Source organism: Spiroplasma endosymbiont of Dilophus febrilis (assembly GCF_964030685.1).
Classification (GTDB): Bacteria; Bacillota_I; Bacilli_A; order Mycoplasmatales; family Nriv7; genus Nriv7.
Window position 1 is genome coordinate 554,414 of record NZ_OZ034912.1, and the last position, 19,413, is coordinate 573,826.

24 protein-coding genes and 1 other RNA gene are annotated in these 19,413 nt (G+C 27.0%); 1 reads left to right on the top strand and 24 read right to left on the bottom strand.

The genetic code is table 4. The features are described from left to right. Positions 1–12: 12 nt before the first annotated feature. The 9 genes from pgsA to AAHF53_RS02980 all read right to left on the bottom strand — a co-directional run bounded on the left by pgsA (position 13) and on the right by AAHF53_RS02980 (position 6,500). Complete coding sequence (gene pgsA / locus AAHF53_RS02940; protein ID WP_342189418.1) at positions 13–630, bottom strand: CDP-diacylglycerol--glycerol-3-phosphate 3-phosphatidyltransferase; 618 nt, start codon at positions 628–630, stop codon at positions 13–15. A 58-nt stretch (positions 631–688) separates the two neighbouring features. Then, positions 689–1,089, bottom strand: an RNA gene (gene rnpB, locus AAHF53_RS02945) — RNase P RNA component class B. Positions 1,090–1,110: 21 nt separating this feature from the next. Beyond that, positions 1,111–1,443, bottom strand: coding sequence for a DivIVA domain-containing protein (locus AAHF53_RS02950; protein ID WP_338968539.1), 333 nt, complete (start codon positions 1,441–1,443; stop codon positions 1,111–1,113). A gap of 4 nt (positions 1,444–1,447) precedes the next feature. Beyond that, positions 1,448–2,014, bottom strand: a complete 567-nt coding sequence (locus AAHF53_RS02955) for a hypothetical protein (protein ID WP_342189419.1) — start codon at positions 2,012–2,014, stop codon at positions 1,448–1,450. Between the two features lie 5 nt (positions 2,015–2,019). Continuing rightward, entirely contained in the window at positions 2,020–3,015 is a 996-nt protein-coding gene (locus AAHF53_RS02960; protein WP_342189420.1) for an NAD(P)H-dependent glycerol-3-phosphate dehydrogenase, read from the bottom strand. Between the two features lie 22 nt (positions 3,016–3,037). Next, positions 3,038–4,357, bottom strand: coding sequence for a ribosome biogenesis GTPase Der (gene der / locus AAHF53_RS02965; protein ID WP_342189421.1), 1,320 nt, complete (start codon positions 4,355–4,357; stop codon positions 3,038–3,040). A 15-nt stretch (positions 4,358–4,372) separates the two neighbouring features. Then, a complete protein-coding gene (gene cmk, locus AAHF53_RS02970; protein WP_342189422.1) occupies positions 4,373–5,062 on the bottom strand; it encodes a (d)CMP kinase in 690 nt (229 codons plus the stop codon). A 43-nt stretch (positions 5,063–5,105) separates the two neighbouring features. Continuing rightward, positions 5,106–5,819, bottom strand: a complete 714-nt coding sequence (locus AAHF53_RS02975; protein ID WP_342189423.1) for a hypothetical protein — start codon at positions 5,817–5,819, stop codon at positions 5,106–5,108. 27 nt (positions 5,820–5,846) lie between these two features. Beyond that, positions 5,847–6,500, bottom strand: a complete 654-nt coding sequence (locus AAHF53_RS02980) for a hypothetical protein (protein WP_342189424.1) — start codon at positions 6,498–6,500, stop codon at positions 5,847–5,849. Positions 6,501–6,589: 89 nt separating this feature from the next. On the opposite strand from AAHF53_RS02980, the gene AAHF53_RS02985 reads away from it, so the two are divergent. Then, the gene (locus tag AAHF53_RS02985) at positions 6,590–7,141 is read left to right on the top strand and encodes an inorganic diphosphatase (RefSeq protein WP_338968526.1); all 552 of its coding nucleotides are present in this window, start codon (positions 6,590–6,592) and stop codon (positions 7,139–7,141) included. Between the two features lie 3 nt (positions 7,142–7,144). On the opposite strand, the gene AAHF53_RS02990 is transcribed toward AAHF53_RS02985, so the two are convergent. From AAHF53_RS02990 to AAHF53_RS03060, 15 genes are all read right to left on the bottom strand, one after another. Next, complete coding sequence (locus AAHF53_RS02990) at positions 7,145–7,885, bottom strand: pseudouridine synthase (RefSeq protein ID WP_338968524.1); 741 nt, start codon at positions 7,883–7,885, stop codon at positions 7,145–7,147. A gap of 11 nt (positions 7,886–7,896) precedes the next feature. Next, positions 7,897–8,442 carry an SMC-Scp complex subunit ScpB gene (gene scpB / locus AAHF53_RS02995; RefSeq protein WP_338968945.1) on the bottom strand — a complete coding sequence of 182 codons (546 nt, stop codon included), beginning with the start codon at positions 8,440–8,442 and terminating at the stop codon, positions 7,897–7,899. Beyond that, a complete protein-coding gene (locus tag AAHF53_RS03000) occupies positions 8,435–9,202 on the bottom strand; it encodes a segregation and condensation protein A (RefSeq protein ID WP_338968522.1) in 768 nt (255 codons plus the stop codon). Before AAHF53_RS03000 ends, scpB begins: the two co-directional genes overlap by 8 nt. Positions 9,203–9,231: 29 nt before the next feature. Beyond that, on the bottom strand, positions 9,232–10,536 hold the full coding sequence (locus AAHF53_RS03005) for a thymidine phosphorylase (RefSeq protein WP_342189425.1): 1,305 nt from the start codon (positions 10,534–10,536) through the stop codon (positions 9,232–9,234). Continuing rightward, entirely contained in the window at positions 10,536–11,285 is a 750-nt protein-coding gene (locus AAHF53_RS03010) for a lysophospholipid acyltransferase family protein (protein ID WP_338968518.1), read from the bottom strand. Before AAHF53_RS03010 ends, AAHF53_RS03005 begins: the two co-directional genes overlap by 1 nt. Beyond that, complete coding sequence (locus AAHF53_RS03015) at positions 11,278–11,763, bottom strand: dihydrofolate reductase (protein WP_342189426.1); 486 nt, start codon at positions 11,761–11,763, stop codon at positions 11,278–11,280. The genes AAHF53_RS03010 and AAHF53_RS03015 overlap by 8 nt, the downstream gene beginning before the upstream one ends. Positions 11,764–11,765: 2 nt before the next feature. Next, positions 11,766–12,635, bottom strand: coding sequence for a thymidylate synthase (gene thyA, locus AAHF53_RS03020; RefSeq protein WP_338968514.1), 870 nt, complete (start codon positions 12,633–12,635; stop codon positions 11,766–11,768). Between the two features lie 153 nt (positions 12,636–12,788). After that, positions 12,789–13,829 (bottom strand): hypothetical protein, encoded by a 1,041-nt coding sequence (locus AAHF53_RS03025; RefSeq protein WP_342189427.1) that lies wholly within the window; start codon positions 13,827–13,829, stop codon positions 12,789–12,791. A 73-nt stretch (positions 13,830–13,902) separates the two neighbouring features. After that, positions 13,903–14,202 (bottom strand): ankyrin repeat domain-containing protein, encoded by a 300-nt coding sequence (locus AAHF53_RS03030; protein WP_342189428.1) that lies wholly within the window; start codon positions 14,200–14,202, stop codon positions 13,903–13,905. 71 nt (positions 14,203–14,273) lie between these two features. After that, on the bottom strand, positions 14,274–14,711 hold the full coding sequence (locus AAHF53_RS03035; RefSeq protein ID WP_342189429.1) for a hypothetical protein: 438 nt from the start codon (positions 14,709–14,711) through the stop codon (positions 14,274–14,276). A gap of 56 nt (positions 14,712–14,767) precedes the next feature. Continuing rightward, on the bottom strand, positions 14,768–15,151 hold the full coding sequence (locus tag AAHF53_RS03040; RefSeq protein ID WP_342189430.1) for a hypothetical protein: 384 nt from the start codon (positions 15,149–15,151) through the stop codon (positions 14,768–14,770). Between the two features lie 175 nt (positions 15,152–15,326). Next, positions 15,327–16,811 (bottom strand): hypothetical protein, encoded by a 1,485-nt coding sequence (locus AAHF53_RS03045; protein WP_342189431.1) that lies wholly within the window; start codon positions 16,809–16,811, stop codon positions 15,327–15,329. A gap of 310 nt (positions 16,812–17,121) precedes the next feature. After that, positions 17,122–17,451 carry a single-stranded DNA-binding protein gene (locus tag AAHF53_RS03050; protein WP_338968472.1) on the bottom strand — a complete coding sequence of 110 codons (330 nt, stop codon included), beginning with the start codon at positions 17,449–17,451 and terminating at the stop codon, positions 17,122–17,124. A gap of 76 nt (positions 17,452–17,527) precedes the next feature. After that, positions 17,528–17,872, bottom strand: coding sequence for a holo-ACP synthase (locus AAHF53_RS03055; RefSeq protein WP_338968470.1), 345 nt, complete (start codon positions 17,870–17,872; stop codon positions 17,528–17,530). A gap of 372 nt (positions 17,873–18,244) precedes the next feature. Beyond that, positions 18,245–19,348, bottom strand: a complete 1,104-nt coding sequence (locus AAHF53_RS03060) for a DNA alkylation repair protein (RefSeq protein ID WP_342189432.1) — start codon at positions 19,346–19,348, stop codon at positions 18,245–18,247. Positions 19,349–19,413: the final 65 nt, after the last annotated feature.

Genomic DNA, 19,413 nt, shown 5'->3' on the forward strand with positions numbered 1-19,413 from the left:
CCTAATTAGTATTTATTTTTGATTGCTTTGTTTAATTCCAAAAATATAAGTAATTGCACTCCAAATTGAAAGCAATAATGATAAATACATTGGTATTAAAATAATATGATACTTTCATGAACCTCAACCACTATCTCATCCAAATCAAATATGATTAATAAAAAATAATAATGTTAACCCCACCATTTGCATTAGCGTTTTTAATTTACCATAATAATTAGCAGCAATAACAACTTTCTTAGTTGCTAAAAACATTCTTATCCCATCAAGCAAAATATCGCGAGAAATCAAAATTAATGTTACTCAAACCGGAATAATTTGCGGAATTGTCATAATAATTAAAACACCACTAGTCAACATCTTATCAGCAATCGGATCAGCAATCTTACCAAAGTTTGTTACTTGATTATTTTTTCTAGCAAGATAACCATCTAATCAATCACTAAAACAAGCAATAATAAAAAGGAACCCTGCAATAATTCAAAGAATATTAATTTTAACATTACTATCAATACTAATACTACCACTAACAAAATTATAGTTATCAAATGGTCCGCCTAACAACATTAAAATTAAAATTATTGGTACTAAAATAATTCGTACTAATGTTATTTTATTTGGTAAATTCATTAGCAACCCTCCTATATTAAATAATTATAACCTAAAAATAAAAAAACGAGATTAAAAATCTCATAAGCCACATTCTGTTCTTAAAGACATCAATGCCTTAAGTGCTAATCATTTATCTATATTAATTAACCTTTAAATGTTAACAAATATCCATTAATTACTTATCATTCGCAATTAATAGTTCCCCTACCATAATTTGGGTTTCTCACTTATGGGGTTTACCGCGTTCCACTCTAATAATTTCTCATTAGCATCGTCACTATGGCACTTTTATAAACTACTAAACCATATTAAATAATTAACTTAGGTTATTAATTAGCCATCTAAGAAACAGCAGATGCTATTTCTTATCCTTGGATTATTTTTTATCCAAGCATAAACATTACTAGCATCACAGCTAGTGTGAGTGTGGACTTTCCTCTATTAAAAATAAATTTCTAACAGCGATTAGCACGGATTTTTAATCTCATATCCATTTTACTATTTATTAACTTTACTTTCAAGTTTACTTAACCGATTTATGATATCAACATTTCGTAAACCTTTTTCTTCTAACTTATCTCGTTGTTGCATAACAATTTCATAATTACTTTTTAACTTTTCATGTTCTTCAATTATTTCTTTAAGTTTTTCTTTTAAACGCGAAATTTCATCAATATGAGTTTCCATAATTTTATTAAAAGCATCATAATCTTTTTGAACAATATCTAAAAACCGATCAACTTCTTGGGCATCATAACCTTTAAAATTAATTTGAAATTCTTTTTCTAAAATATCCTCTTTTGCCAATTTAAAACTATTATCATTTTTCATAAAATTATTCCTCCTTTTTTATGGCATCAATCATATCAGTAATTAATCAATTAAATTGTGATAAACCTTTTTTATTACTAGAATTTAAAATCAATTGTTGTAATTTAATAAAATTAGTTTTTTTATTATTACTTTTTAACGATTGCACCTTATTAATTAAATTTTCATCATTCAAATGTTGCTCAATAAATAATTTTTGTTCAAAAGATAACGGTGTTACTAAAACACTATTAATATCAACAAACTTATCTTCAATAATTACATTATCATCTTGCAACATCTGAAAAATCCTATTAAATAATGGCGTTAATGACATTGTTAACTTATCATTAAAATTACTAATTTGTAAATAATCTTTTTCTAATAATTGAACTAATAATTTATCAATTTTGTTAACATCAAAATTAGAAAAATTTTCTAATTCCCGTGGAGTTATAAATTGATATTCTTCCGATAATAAATGCATTAGTAATAATAAAATAATTAATTCATCTTCAGTAATTAAAAGAACCTTATAAAACTGTAATAAAAGTCTTCACTTATGAAAAATATTTAACGAATTTATGTTCATTATTTTTATTCAATTGGAAAATGTTTTAAAAAGTCGTTAATTACAATTTGCGGATTTTCATATAAATAAAGAATTTTATATAATAATGCAAATAAAGGGAGGTTTAACTTTAATTTTAGCATTTGTTCATTAACCAACCGACAAGTACCAAAACCTTCAACAGTTTTTTGCAATTGCTTAATAACAGTTTCTGGATCATTAGTTTTTCCAATTTCATAACCAAATTGATAATTACGAGATTTCGGTGACATTGCTGTTAAAATTAAATCACCAATTCCAGCTGGCGTTAAAAATGTTTCTGACTTTCCCCCCATTTTATTACTAAATTTAATTGCTTCATTTAAACCAATAGTAATAAAAGATGCGACAGTATTATCACTAGCATTTTGACCTTTTAACATTCCCGAAATAATCGCAACAACATTTTTTAATGCACTAGCACATTCAACACCAATAAAATCATTAGTAATCGTCACCGAAAAATTTTCACTATTAAAATATTGTTGAACTTTTTTTGCATATAATAAATTCTCACTAACCGCTGTTACTTGTGTGGAAAATCTTTGAACAATTTCAATCGCAATACTAGGGCCATATAGTCCTGACAAATCTTCAATAATATCAGGATTTAAATTTTTGCGAATTGTTAATGATAACCTTTCACCACTATTAGGGTCAAAACCTTTAGCAATATTAATAAAATGCACTGGATAAGTTACTAACTCATTAATTTGCTGACAAACACTAGGTAAAACCAGCGAAGGAACCGCAAAAACAATAACTTTAGCATCACATAAAGCTTGTTTTAAATCATTAGTCGCCACAATATTTTCATTTAAACGAATTTCTTGAAAATATTTACTATTTTGATGATTATTATTAATATCATCAACTTCACTTTTTTCAATACCATACATTAATACTTCATTTTTATTATCTGCTAAAACTTGTGCCAAAGCACTAGCAAATGCACCAGTTCCTAAAATAATAATTTTTTGCATTCTTTTTACCTTCCTTAAATATTTATTTTCTTTGACGAAAAATCAATCGTAAAGGAATTCCTTGAAAGTCAAAATATTCTCGTAACTGATTTTCCAAAAATCTTGCATATGAAAAATGTAAATGCTTCGGGTTATTAACAAATAAAACAAAAGTAATCGGTTGCTTACTTACTTGCGTAGCATAATATATCTTTAATCGTTCACCTTGAAAAATAGGTGGTTGATGTAATAATTGAGCCTTACTAAGAATTTCATTAACAACACTAGTTTGAATTCGTAAATTTTGTTTTTCTTGAATCTTATTAATATTTTGAAAAATCTTTCCAAGATGGGCATTTTTTAATGCCGAAACAAAAATTACAAAAGCATAATGAAGATATTTAAAATGAACTTGAATTTCTTTACGAAAATCATCTAAGGTTTTTTTTGTTTTTTCCATTTCATCATATTTGTTAACAACAATAATTACCGGTTTATAACCCTCTTTCGCAATGGCACCAATTTTAGCATCTTGTTCTCTAATACCTTCTTTACCATCTAATACTAATAAAACAATATCACTTCGTTCCACAGCTTTTAAAGCCCGCAAAACACTATACTTTTCTAAATTTGTTTGAACTTTTCCTCGTTTTCTAATTCCCGCCGTATCAATAACAACAAATTTTTGCCCATTTCTAACAAATGAACTATCAACCGCATCAGTTGTCGTGCCTGGAACATTAGAAACCACAACCCGCGATTCATTTAATAATGCGTTTGTTAAACTAGACTTACCAACATTCGGTCGGCCAATAATAGCCATTTTAGTTTCATTTTCAAGATCTGGTTTTATTTCTAAATTTAACTGATTTAAACTAAAAATAATTTTATCTAACAAATCACCAATCCCAATCCCATGCGTTGACGAAACAGCAATTGGTTCACCAAATCCTAATTGAATAAACTCATATAGTTCATTATTAACTTGTTGATTATCATATTTATTAACAACCAAAATAACCGGTTTATTAATTCCATAAAGCATTTTAGCAATTTGTTTTTCCTCATCTTGCAAGCGTTCTTGATAGTTAGTAGTAAAAATAATAACATCCGCTTGTTCAATCGCAATTTGTGCTTGTAACAAAATTTGTTCTTGTAATTCATCATTACCAAAACCAAGACCACCTGTATCTACTAATCAAAATTCACGATTAAGTCATTGTGCCTTTTGATAAATCCGATCCCGCGTAACTCCTACTGTATCATCAACAATTGATAAACGATTTTTAATCAAGCGATTAAATAATGTTGACTTACCAACATTAGGTCGCCCAATAATAGCGACAATTGCAGAATTTTTCATTTTATTTTTTCCTAACTATGCATTTGCAAAAAGCATTGATTTCTTTTTAATTTCATAAGCCATTGTTGCAATTAAATCAACAATTTGATCTAAAGATAAATTACTATTATCAATTTCAATCGCATCATTTGCTTTCTTTAAGGGACCAACTTTACGATCGGAATCTTGACGATCACGATCTTGTAAATTATTTTGAACATTAGACAATTCTAAAACTATTCCTTGTTGTCGTGCTTGTTCCACTCTTCTTTGTGCTCTTTTACTAACTGTTGCTGTTAAAAATATTTTTAATTGCGCATTAGGTAAAACAACCGTCCCAATATCTCTCCCTGCAAGAATATAACCAAAACCTTGAACAATTGCTCTTTGACTTTTAACCATAAATGTTCTTACTGTTTTGATAGCACTAATAGGACTAACATACTCAACAACCTTTTTACTACTTAAATCATAAGAATTTTGTTTTACCCCATTCACATAAATATTGCCATTAGCATCATAACTAAATCTAATATTAGTCAACACCTTAATAACTGCTCGATTATCATCAATATCAATTTTATTTACTAAACAATAAAGTGTCAAAGCCCGATACATTAAGCCAGTGTCAATAAAAATATAATGTAACCGTTTAGCGACTAATTTAGCAGTTGTTGACTTACCACTTCCAGCTGGTCCATCAATAGCAATATTTATCTGTTTCATTTTTATTCCACCTCTAATAAATTATACATCTAATATAATGATATTATTGAATTAATAAAAGTAAAAGAACAATTAATAATGCGATAATCAAGATAATACTACCAATTATTAACAATACCAATCATTTAAAACTAATTTTTTGTTTTTTAAACCTTGTTACTAACTGATTAAATTGCTCATCAGTAATTACTGCTGAATTGGATAATAATTCTACTAACGGTTTTTTACTAGGCATTAACGCCTCGGGATGCTTTTTTAAATCTTCTTGATAGATTTTAATTACTTGCTGGGCCAATTCCGTTTCTGAAGAAATTTTAGTTTGTAAATTTTTAACAGAATTTTCTAATGCTAAAATTATTTCTTGATATTTACTTTCACTAGTACCATTTAAATGCTGTCCAAACTTATGATGATAATTATGGTCTTGTAAAATTTGCTGTAAATTAACATTATCATTTAAATCACAATCATACTTACTACGAATATCGGTTAAATATTGATTAATTTCATATCTAACTTCAAAATTAATAAAATCTTTTGAATGGTCTTGATGTAGTTGAGGACTTAATAGTTCTCATTCTTGATTAATATTATCAAGAAATTCTTGAAAATATTCCTTATCAATATGACTAAAACGCGTAATATAATCTTGCAATAACTCTTCTTCTTGCAATAATGCTTGATCTAACTCAATCTCACGATTAATTTGCTCTCGTAAGAGCGAAAATCGTTCCATCCTTGTTTGTTCAATTTTCACTACTACCGCCTCATTTCTCTAATATAATTATAATAAAATATAATAACTTGCGTTAGCATTTTTTTCAATTAATGGTCAAGTTGCTGTTATGATTAAACTATAAACTAAAGCTTCCAAACAAAATTTTATTAAATTAAATGGTAAAAAAACTACAAATAATTGATTTCGTAAAGATGCCATCCCATATAATTCCAAAATAAAAGCTCAATTTAAAAAAGTCATTCAAAATGAATTAATGATGGCTGCTAAAAAAATACTAATAATTCAAACAATAATTGTTAAAAATTTACCAGAACTATTTTTTGTTCATCCACAAAATTGAATAATAAAAAATAATGGTATTTGGACAATTAAAAATATTGAATAAAATCCTCCTGTTGCTAACATTAAAGCTAAATAAGCAATTGGACCACTAACACTAGTAATTAGCATTAACATTCAAGGAATTAAAAATACTAAAAAATAAGTATAAATAATTCCTAAAAACGGAAAAGCAATAATAATAAAAACATCAATAAATTCTAATTTTAAGTAAGGCAAAAATAAAGGCGGAATAAATTTACTAATATAACCCACTAATAAACAAATAGCTAAAAAATTAGCAATTAAAACTAGCTTTTTAATTGTTAATTGACTATCATTTTTAAATGTTACTCATAACAATCTTGTTGTCTTTCTCATTAATTTATTACTCCTTAATTAATTACCGTTATTTCAACATATTTATTGTATAATATTTTTACAAATAAAGAAAAGGAGAAAATTTATTAATGGAAAATAATATCGTTCCTGTAATTATTGAAATTACTACTGGTAGTAGTAACAAATATGAATATAATTTTGAAACTAAAAGAATTATTTTAGATCGTGTTTTATATGGTGCTAATGTTTATCCTGCCGAATATGGTTGTATTGAAAATACTTTAGACTGAGATGGTGATCCGCTTGATGTTATTGCTTTAGCAACATATCCAACAATTGCTGGATGTCAAGCCAATGTTAGAATTCTTGGAGCCTTAGAAATGATTGATGGTGGTGAAATTGATACTAAGCTATTTGGTGTTTTAGCCGATGACCCGCATTTTAATCATCTTAAATCTTTAAAAGATGTTCCTGAACATACTTTAGCAAAAATTAAAAATTTCTTTATCCAATATAAACAGTTACAAAAAAAAGCAGTTATTGTTAAAGAATGAAAAGATGAACAATGAGCTTTAAAAGAGTTAGCTCATTGTCGTGAACTATATACTAAATATAACGAACTTCTAATTAATGAAGGAAAAGAAAAATTACTAGAAAAATTTAAAGAAATACAAAAATAATCCTTAGGGATTATTTTTTTTCGCCATTATTTCTAATTGCTTAACTTCATTATTTGTTAATAACCGATAATGACCTTCACTAATACCACTAAGGGTTAATATTCCCACAGCAACCCGTTTTAATGCTAAAACTTTACCATTTATTGCTTTAATCATTTTCCGAATTTGTTGATTGTGACCATCTTGAATTGTTATTGCTAACATATAAGATTGTTGCTTACTATTTACTCTTAATAATTTAACTTGTACTGCTTTAGCTAAAAAATCATCATCAATTAAAACACCATTTAATAAATTATTAATCGTTGTGGAAGTAATTTTACCTTTAACCGCTACTTCATAAACTTTATTAATGCCGTGGGTTGGATGCATAATTAAATTAGCAAAATTACCATCATTAGTTAATAATAATAACCCACTAGTATAATAATCTAATCTGCCAATCGGATAAATTCGCACAGTAATATCTTGTAAATAATCAAAGACAGTTTTTCTTCCGAGGGGGTCATCCAAAGAAGTAATACAGCCAATTGGTTTATTAAAAGCTAAATAAATATTTTCTTGTTCTGCTGGCAATAATTCACCATTAACAGTAATTTTAGCATTTACTTCAACTTTAAATCCTAATTCCGTAATAATTTGTTCATTAACTGCAACTTTACCTGCTAAAATTAATTGTTCTGCTTTTCGCCGTGAACAATAACCACGCATAGCAATTATTTTTTGTAATCGTTCTTTTTTCATTATCATTATCCTTAATTAATAAACAAATTAGTGTCTTCATCTTTATCAAAAAAAGATTCTGGTAATGGTGGTAATTTATCTAACGAAGATAAATTAAAATAATCTAAAAAATATTGACTCACACCATATAATATTGGTCGCCCCGGAGCATCACTTCTTCCCAATTCAACAATTAATTCTCGGGCTTTTAATTTAGCAACCATAAAATCACTGCTAACACCACGAATACTTTCAATTTCACTTTTTACTATTGGACCTTTATAAGCAATAATTGCTAGCGTTTCTAATGCAGCCGTTGATAATTTACTAGTTTGCTCAATAACTAATGATTCATAAATATTAAAATGTTCTTGTTTTGTCATAAACTTAAAAACATTATTATTATTCATTAATGCTATGCCTCGCGATTCATCCGCTTCTAACTGCTGTTGGATAGTAATTAACATTTCATTAACAAGATTAAGACTAAGATTTAACTTTTTAGCAATTTTTTGATTACTAATGCCTTCTTCACCAGCAATAAAAATTAATCCTTCCATTAAAGCATAATTATTCATTTTCTTCACTAAATTCACCTCGATATTTTAATGTGATGGGAGCAAACATATCTGCTTGTTCAATGTATATTTGCTGACTACGAACTAAATCCAAAATGGCACTAAAACTAACAACAAGCAAATTATTTGTAATATTATCACTTTCAACAAAAATATCATAAAGATTATAACTTTTTTGGGGATTTTGTTTTAAAAAATTAAAAATTTCTGATGCCCGCTTTTGTGGTGATATTTGTTGTTTAGCCACGCGTGTTGTTATTGGCATATTTAATTGATACCTTTTATACACTTCTTGTAATTGAAAACTCAACTGCTCTAAGTTAAAATCTCAATTAGTTTCCTTTGCTAACGATGCATATTGTTGAGAATTAGAAACAATTGCTGGTCTCGTAAAAACTTGCTGACGAACAATTTCTTGTTCTTTAAAAAAACCAGTTGTTTCTTTAATAGTTTGATATTCTAATAATTTTTGAATTAATTCTTGACGATTATCGGCTTCATAATCACTATTATCTTCTTCTAAATTAGTCTGTTGTAATAATCGCCGTGATTTTAATTCCAAAAGATATGCTGCCATTGTTAAATATTCACTAGCAATATCTAAATTTAATGTTTCCATTTTATTTAAATAATCTAAATATTGCGTTGTAATCATACTAACATCAACAGTAAAGATATCAAGATTTTTTTCTTTAATTAAATGTAAAAGTAAATCTAATGGTCCTTGAAAATTATCAATGTTAATCAGATATTTACTCATATTTAGTTATCCACCTTATCTTAATTATCTTATTGCATTATTTCATAAATAATATTATTAATTAGCGGTAAAGATTGTTCAATTGTAAATAATTCTTTTGCCATTGCTGTAAACTCACTGACATTATTAATATTAGTATATAAAGTTAATACCGTTTCATTAGCATTAACCTTTTCTTGGGTTTTTTTATTAATAAAAATTCCGGCCATATAATCAATTGATGAATAATTTGTTTCTCTTCCTGCTCCTAAATGCATTGCTAAATTACCTAAACCATAACAGTTATGAAAATTAACAAATCCTGAAACTGATGCCTTAATTTCAATAACAAATTTAACAGCATCTTTTCAAACAAAATTAGTAACAAAATCAATATCACCAGATTGCTGTTTAATAAATTGTTTAAAAATATTCAATGGCGCTAATGATTTTAGTTGCTCAATACATTTTTGTTTTGCTTCATCAAAATTACTACAAATTTCTGCTTGTAATAAACTAATTGCACTTAGAGAGGTTACAAGTTCTAACAATGCTGAATCTTGATTTTTACCTTGTAAAAATTCATATGCTTCATAAACTTCACAAATGTTACCAATCATTCTTCCTAATGGTTGATTCATATCACTAATAATAACAGCGGTTTTAACCTTTAATTCTTGAGCAATTTGTAACATTAGTCTTGCTAATTTTTTAGCATCATTTAAATTACTCATAAAAGCACCATTACCACACTTAACATCTAAAACAAGACCATCACTACCCATAGCAATTTTCTTAGCCATAATACTGGCTGCTATTAAAGGGATGGAATCAACAGTTCCCGTAGTATCTCTTAAAGCATAAACTTTCTTATCAGCCGGAGTAAAATCTTGCGTTTGACTAATAATACTCATTCCGCATTCATTAATTACTTTTAAAAAATCATTTCATTGCAAATTAACATTAAAATTAGGAATCGCTTCTAACTTATCAATTGTTCCACCAGTTTGTTCTAATCCTCTTCCAGAAATTTTTGCTACCTTAATGCCAAAACTTGCTAACAAAGGAGCATAAAGTAAACTTATTTTATCACCAACACCACCTGTAGAATGTTTATCAGCTTTAAAACCACTAATTGATGATAAATCTAATGAATCACCAGAATTAATTAATGATTTTGTTAAATCAAATGTTTCTTGATTATTTAAACCATTAAATCAAACAGTCATTAAAAAAGCACTCATTTGATAATCAGGAATATCACCCTTAGTAAAACCACTAATAATAAAATCAATTTCTTTTGTTGTTAATTGTTGATTTTGTTTTTTCTTATTAATTAAATCTAACATTCACATTATTTTTTTTCATCCTTATTTTTTAAATTAAAATTATTAATGATTTTTTGAATATTACTTTGCATATTTCTTGCTAAATTATCAGTAGTAATATTAATAAAATTAGCAGGGTCTAATGGTTTTTGAATCACAAGATAAATTTTTTTCTTTCCTTGAGATTTTTTATTAAAAACTTCATACGAATTAATAATAGCAACCGGAATAATTGGAACATATGCTTGATACGCAATTCTAAGTGCTGCTGGCTTAAATTCTTGTACTGTTGAACTATTACTTCTCGTTCCTTCTGGAAAAATAACCATTGTTCGTGGGACACGAATTAACATTTTCGCATCACTAAAAACTTCTAATGCTTGCCTTGGATTATTACGATCTAAAAATAACACATCAATTAATTGTACAAAGCGTTTAAATATTTTATGTTCTTGTAATTCTTGCTTAGCAATGAATGCTAAGGGAGCAAATTTACTAAAATCATTAATTAAAAGTAATAATAAAGCATCAAAATTTGATTGATGATTGGCAATCATCACACATCCCTTATTATTAACTCAATTTTCTAATCCTTGGGGATAAACTTTAACATTATATAACCATGCAAAATATCGCGCTCGCTTTTGCAATCATTTATAACGATATTCTTCTGATACTGAATTAGGATCACGAAGCACTTTCTTTGTCATTTTTTTTGCTTTTCTTAAAGTTTGTAGCAAATATGGCAATGTAATTATTACTCTTCATTTATTCATTAGTAACTTTCCTTTCATAAATTAATCCAACAAATTTATCATATTGTTTCTTACTAATTTCTTTAAATTGATGGAAATCAATTTCTGGAAAATAAGTATCGCCTCCATATGAATCATTAATAAGTGAAACAAATAATTTGCTGGCATAGGGGATTGCGATTTGATAAATCAAAGCCCCCCCACAAACATATAAGTCATCACCACTATGCTCATATTGTTTTAAAATCCCTTCTAAATCATTACTCACAATTACATCAGGATGATTAAATTCATAATTAGGATTTCAACTAACAACAATAGTTTTTCTTTGTGATAAAGGTTTAACTTTTAAACTAGCAAAAGTTTTTCTTCCCATTAAAATTGTTTTTCCGATAGTAATTTCTTTAAAATATTGTAATTCTTGATTTAAACACCACGGCAATTTATTATCTTTACCAATAACACCATTCTTATCCATTGCTCATACCAAAATTACCATAATTAAACTGCCACTTGTCCTTTTATCGCCGGATGCGATTCATAATCTAATAATGAAAAATCTTCATATTTAAAATCAAAAATTGAAGTTACTGAACGATTAATTATTAATTTGCCTAATTTTTTTGGAGGTCTTGTTAATTGTTCATTTATTTGTTCTAAATGATTAGTATAAATATGCGCATCACCAATTGTATGCACAAAATCACCAACTTCATACCCACAAACAGATGCTAGCATATAAGTTAATAAAGCATAACTAGCAATATTAAAAGGAACACCTAAAAATACATCAGCACTTCTTTGATATAACTGACAAGATAATTTATTGTCAGCACTAACATAAAATTGAAATAATGTATGACAAGGCGGTAATGCCATTTCTTCAATTTCCTCAGGATTTCAACTAGATAAAATATGTCTTCGTGAATGGGGATTATCTTTTAATTGCTTTTCTAAATTTTTTAATTGATCCATACCATTAAAATTTCGCCATTGTTTACCATAAACTGGACCTAAATCACCATATTTTTTAGCAAATTGCTCATCATTTTTAATTTTAGAAATAAAATCTTGTAATTGCTCACCTTTAAAATCAGGTGAATTTTGATATTTTTTATACGGTCACTCATTTCAAATATTAACATTATTTTGAACTAATGTTCTAATATTAGTATCACCTTTAATAAATCATAATAATTCATAAATAACAGCTTTTAAATATACTTTTTTTGTTGTTAATAGTGGAAACCCTTTTTGTAAATCAAACCGCATTTGATAACCAAAAAAACTAATTGTATCAATAAGGGTACGATTAGGTTTATTTTGACCTTTTTCTAATATCTGACGACATAAACTTAAATACTGCTCCATTGTTTCACCTCACGATAATTTCTATTCTGTTTTTAATTTTAACATAAAATCTAATAACAAACTATTACGCTTAATAAAAAGTAAAAAGCTAAGGTAATTTTAAATTACCTTAGCTACTATGATTTCTTAGTTATAAAATTTTATTTTTAACAATTACAGGGCAGTAAATTCATCGTCTGGCTTTTCATCTAAAGTTTTACAATTCCCAATGTTATATTTTTGTTTAAATTCTTCAACCACAGGATTTAATATACTTGCTAATTGCGAATTACCATATTCTTTATTTCCATTGTCTAATGTTCTAAAATTCCCATTACTATCAAACTCATCTTGATAAAGATTGCACTCATTTCTTTTTGCGACCACTTGTTCTATTTCCCGATTAAGAGTCATTTTCAAATCGTCCATTTCTAAATTAGGCTTTGTTCCTTGTTCATTTTTTGCTTGTCAATTTACTGGTTTCATTGCTGGCTTTACAGGCACAGGTGGCGCCTGACGCTTAGTAGCAATTCCTTCTTTATTTTTGGTCAATACTGTAGCAACTTTATCATAAGGATTTCAATTATTTCGTTGCGCATTTGGTTGTTTAGAATCATTAACAATCGCATTACGAAGTTCATCACTATCTAACATATTTAATGGTTTCATTGCTGGTTTTGGGGGCACAGGTGGCGCTTGGCGTTTAACTATCGTACATTGTTCGTTTTTGCCCATACCTTTATCTAATTCATCGGGCACAGCTCTTTGTCCTACCTTTGGTTCTGAAAATAAACGATGATTATTTTCTCTTATTTGCATAAAGTCAATAAAACTATTAAAATTATAATTTTTAAATTGAAAATATATTCCATATTCATTATCAAACATAAAATGCATATAGTGCTCTTTAAGACTTTTAATAGCAACGGCTTCAAAATTATAATTTGTTAATTTTTGATACGCTACTTTAAACCCAACAACATCATTAAGTTTAGTTAACCGAATTAAGTTTTCAATTGATTGATTGGTAGCAGAATCATTTTTAAACCGTTTATTAATTTGAGCACACAAAAGATTAATATAGGCATATTGTTTTACTTCTTGACAAGCATTGGTAACTTTTCATAATTGAAAATCTTTCATTTTTAATAAAACATCAAATTTAATATATTCATTGATGCGTTTTGTTATTTCCGCACTAATTTTTTCATTCATAAATATTCTCTCCCTTTATTTTTTAATAAATTACTATTTATTTACTATTTAGATAATTAAAATTTCTTAATTTTTAGATATTTAAATTTGTCCCATTTGCTAATAAAAGATTAATTATATCTAAATTTTTTCTTATTCTAGCAAAATAAAGTGCCGACCTACCAGCATTATCTTTGATATTAGCATCAGCGCCCTTTTCTAAGATTAATTCAATCATTTCAATATTAGCACCACTTGCTGATAATAATTTTGCATCTCTGACACAATTCAACATTATTGGAATATGAAGCAGGGTATTATCATTATTATTTTTAATATTAGCTCCCTTTGAAATTAATAAGGACAGCAATTCTAAATTATTATTTTTACGCATTATAAATATTTTTTTCAAGTTCCATTAAATCGTTTCTTTTCATTAATTATTATTGTTCTTTAACTATTGCCTTATCTTTGGAGAAATTGTTCAAAACTCTCACCTTGTAAATAGATTTTTTTAAAAAAATTTAACATTTTCCTTGTTTTATTCATTAAAAAATCAACATCAAATTTTTTTCTTGAAAAAATTTGATGATAATTTCCGACATAATATTCAATAGCACTATTAACAAAATTATAATTTGTTATTGCTTCATACTTTTCTTTAAAACCTAAAATATCATTAATTTTAACTAATTTAGAAAGACTTCTTATTCGCTTATAGATTTCAAAGTCAAACAATTTCTCATCAGGAATTCAATAATAAATATATTCCAAGTTATTTATTTCATCTCCTCTTTCATTTATTAATATTCAAACTTTAAAAGTCTTCATTTTTGATAAAATATCAAATTTAATATATTCATTAATACACTTTACTTTTTCTTGTTGAATTGTCGCTAACAAATATTCTCATTCCTTTTATTTAATTTTAAGATATTATTTAGAAACATATTAATATTTTATTCTTGCAAAACATTAGCTTCCCCTTCTAAATTAAGAAAGGTTTCAAAACTCTCACCTTGTAAATATAATTGCTTTATTAAAAATATCATTTTACTTGTTGGAAAAATAATCCTTTGATTGCCGACTCCAAAAATATTACGATAATTTTTGATATCATATTTAATGGCAGCATTTTCAAAGTTATAATTTGTTAATTTTTGATATGCTTTTTTAAATCCTAAAATATCATTAGTTTTAACTAAGCTAACGAGTTTATTTACAATATTTATTGCTCTTGAATTAATTGTTGTACCCTTAGGAATTCAAATGTTAACATATGTACAAATATTTTCTTTGTCTTGATTTTGATTTTTTATTGTTCAAGTTTCAAAGTCTTTCATTTTTGATAAAACATCAAATTTAATATGTTCATTAATAGAACGATTTTTTTCTTCATAAACTCTATATATATATTTATTTTTGCTATCTTCTTTACTAATATTTTGTCCGATATATAATCTCTCCTCGTCTAATTAAATACCATTACTTTGCTAATTATTTTAAATTAAATTTTAACTAGATAAGAAGTTTTCTTTTTGTTTTTTTCTCTCTACTTTTTTTTGCTACTTTGACAGTCTCTGCTTCAAGTTTACGACTATTTTCTAACTTTCTTTTTTCTTTTGCTTCTTGCATTTTTTCATATTGAACTAATTTATTTTTCTGTTTTAAAAATTCTTGCCTGTCTCGTGCTTTAGTTCTTACGGCCCATTCTCTATCTGTTTGCAATTGTTTAAATGATGTTGCTTCTTTTTTTAGTTGTTCTGTTTCTCTTGGCCATGCTTGTTGTTGCTTGTCTCATTCTTTAACACTTTTGTTGATGAACTTTCTTGTTGGTTCTTTTTTGTATGTTTGCAAAGAAATATCTTTAAGTTTAATAGTTTTTAGAGTAGTGTCTGACAACGCAGGTAAAGTATAACTTTGTTCAACTTCAAAATCCATTTGACAATCATCAACAGCATCAACTTCAAAATCCATTCGATAGTTATTAAAATTACTAAGGGCAAAATTCATTGTATCAGGTTGAAAATCTTCAATTTCATTTTTAATTGCCAATGAATTTGCTACTGAACAAGACGACGGTTCTAAAAAAGCATCTTCTGAGAAATTTACTCCTACACGCTCGCTTTCTTGCTCAAACCTGTTCCTCGCATATTGCTCGGCACTTAATTTTCTTACCGATTCATTAACTGTTCTTAGACTATTTTGTTCTTCTAATGTCTGAAGTTGTGATGCTTCATCTACGGCTCTTTTTGCTAACTGTTCAATATTAATTTTGTATTTATTAACTACTTCCATAATTGCTTTTTTACCGCTTAAAGATCTAGAATCAGCAATTAACTTACCAAAATTCATACCATCACGATTCCTAATATAAATATTAGCGCCACGATTCAATAAAGTTTGTACATTGATAAGATAATTTTTCACATTATGACGCGAATAACAAATGAGATGTTTTCTTGTATTTATTAAAAGGGCAGTATCGCCAAATACATTTTGAAGATTAATATTAGCACCATTATCTAACAAAAGATTTATTTTATCACTATTTTTAGCTAAATGAAGTGGATTTCTACCAAAACCAGAAAATGCTACGGCATTCGGGTCAGCCCCTAACTTTAATAAATTTTCCATACATTTTAATGAATCTCTATTATTTGACTTCGTCCAATAACAAAACTTATAACTAATTGTCATATTAGTATTAGTTAATTTTACAGCAATACGCTTATCAACCTCAATGACCTTAAAATTTAATTTTATTTGTTCAATATCTTCATCCATATCTAAAAAAAGCAAATAATCATTACGAAATTTATAATATTCATCTTTAATAATATTAGGCATTTTGTAATTTTCTTTATTAAGATTTTTTATTCGTTGTTCAGTTTCATAACTAATAATTTTTTCTTTAAATTCATCTCAATTAAGATTCTGAGATAAATCTAAAAATTGATTGAAAAACTTAGGTATTGGGATTATTTGGTTAATTCTGCGCATTAAAAATACCTTATTTGGATCCACATCTAATATTCCTTTCTGATTACTATATAAAAAATAAAAATTAAAGTGCTAATTTTTTTAAAGATAAATTAAGTTATCTTTAAAATTAAACAAACTTTTTTATTGCAGAGTACATGCCTGAACTGCTATAGTTTTTTAAATAATTTTAAAAAACTGGCTATCTTTACCATTGGAGTAGACCAATCCAATTTTTAAATATAATTTATATAATTACTACTAAATTACACTTTTTATTATGTAATAAAATAATAAAAATATCAAGGGTAATAATTATCAAGCAGATTATTTATTCAAGAATATAATGACCAACCCGCATAATGCGATCAGCAATAATTTCCAAATAATGATTCTCATTATCTTTATATTGAAATGATTGAATTCTAGCTTTAATAGCAATCATCGTATCAATTACTAAAAATGATACGATATCAGCAATTAAATTATTTCATACTTTAATAACAAGATAATCTTCATCATAATGACCTAACTTATTTTTAAAAGGTCGGGTTACACTAATAGTTAATCGCATCATTTTTGATGTTCTTTCACCAGTTTGATTATGAATAATTTCTGGCGGATTAACAATTCTTCCTACTAAAACAAGATTATTTAACATTATATCACCTACCTTTCCCATTTTATTGTAAAAGATAGCACCGATTTTTAAGTTAAAAGATATTGCTGTCGTATATTTATAATGTTAATATTGCCATACCAACGGCATATTCTTTTTCATGACTAATTGATAATCAACTATTATGTTCAAATCCAATCCATTGTAATTGCTTATTTACTAATTGAATATTAACTTCACAAAAAATTAAAACCTCATTAACATTATTTATTGCTTTATACAATGCTTCTTTTAATGCTCATCTTCCTGCTAAAAATTGTTTTTTTTCGGTTTCACTTTTAATTGTTTGTAAATAACTAATTTCTTCTAAATGTAATACTTTATTAATAAATGATTTTTTTAATTGCATTCGTTTAATGCTAACAATATCAATTCCCACACCTTTAATCATTTTTACTGCCATCCTTTTAAAATAATATTATTTAAATTATAACAAAGAAACAATTTATAAATAAAACTCTTAATTAATATGATGGAGTTTCTATTTTGGTAGATTATGTTGTAAAAATGTGTTCCAATGTCTTAATTGCAATTCACGAGTTTTAAATTCTCTTAAATTATATCATTTGTTTAATTTAAAATGGTGAAAAATAATCAAAATATGAATACAAAAAATATTACTTTCGTAATTAATAATAGATTTGTTAAGTTTTTAATTAAATTAGAAAACAGTAGAGAAGTTTTTAGCTCATTTACCTGTTTTTGAACCATTTTTAGTAATAGGTAATTCGTGCCTATTATCAATACCAACTTAGTTTTGTGTTTTTTGTGAATACTATTTAGTAGCTAATATCTCAAAATCCAATGTATCTCATTCAGTACCATTCACAATAAGCGTAAGTGAATGAATACCTGGATAATGTTTTCTTGTGCTTACATCTGCAAATGAATGTTTTTTTGTATAAGATTTCTTCGTGTTTGCGTTTAAAGATATCTCGGAGATTTGGAATATCTTACAATTTCGTTTACCATTTGCTTTCACATAATCAATACCATATTCTAATCGTAACTTGACCGCTTTTTTTGATTCAATCTTAAAGGAAAAACTCATCTCCGCTCCAATAAAAATAGACTCAACACTCAAAGAAAAATCATCCACATTCACGCAATCAATATTTTTAAACCCGAATATGTCCAGTACATCCCTATTGCCTTTTTTTAGAAGTGTTCTACAACCATGCTTTACAATCCAATCAGTACGGCTGTTTTTACCATACCATTCCCTTGCAATTTTTGTAGCTAGATTAGGATGTGTTTTGGAAATATCATTTAAGTTATTGGCTACACTTTTACGAACATATAGTGAAGGATCATCTTTTAATTGTTCTAAAATATCAAAGATTGGGTAAGGGTTTTTTTTGAAACTTGCTAATGATTGGCCTCAAGGTAATTGCGGGCGACAACCTTCGCTAGCAAGTCGTCGCACATGTTCATTCTCATGGTTAGACCAAGCGAGCATTTGTTGCATCATACGCTTTTCATGGTTTATGATAAATTGTCTCACTGCAAATTCAGAAGATGAGAATTTAGTATACCGTTCTAATGCAATTATTGACAAATTCCAATGCCCTTCATTCTGTCCGTAGATTTCAACAAAATCAGGGAAATACATTAAAGTAAAGTCATTAAACCCTACAGGATAATGAGCTATAATTTTATCAATAATTTCAAGTGCTTGTTCATAATCACTTGGCAAATACCTTCCTAAATTCATAGTAATTTTCCTCATACGAGCTTTCAGTTCTAACTTATCTCATGTTTCGTCTATAATGTCATTAATAAAATTATCAATCTTAAACAAAGGATATACAGCTCTAATTCTCAAAGCCAAATCTTGAATTGACTGGTAATTATACCTGTTTTTTAGTAGTTCGGGCATATATTTCTCCTTTTAAATCTTTTTAATAAAATTAAAAAATAAATAAAATCATTCATAATATTTTA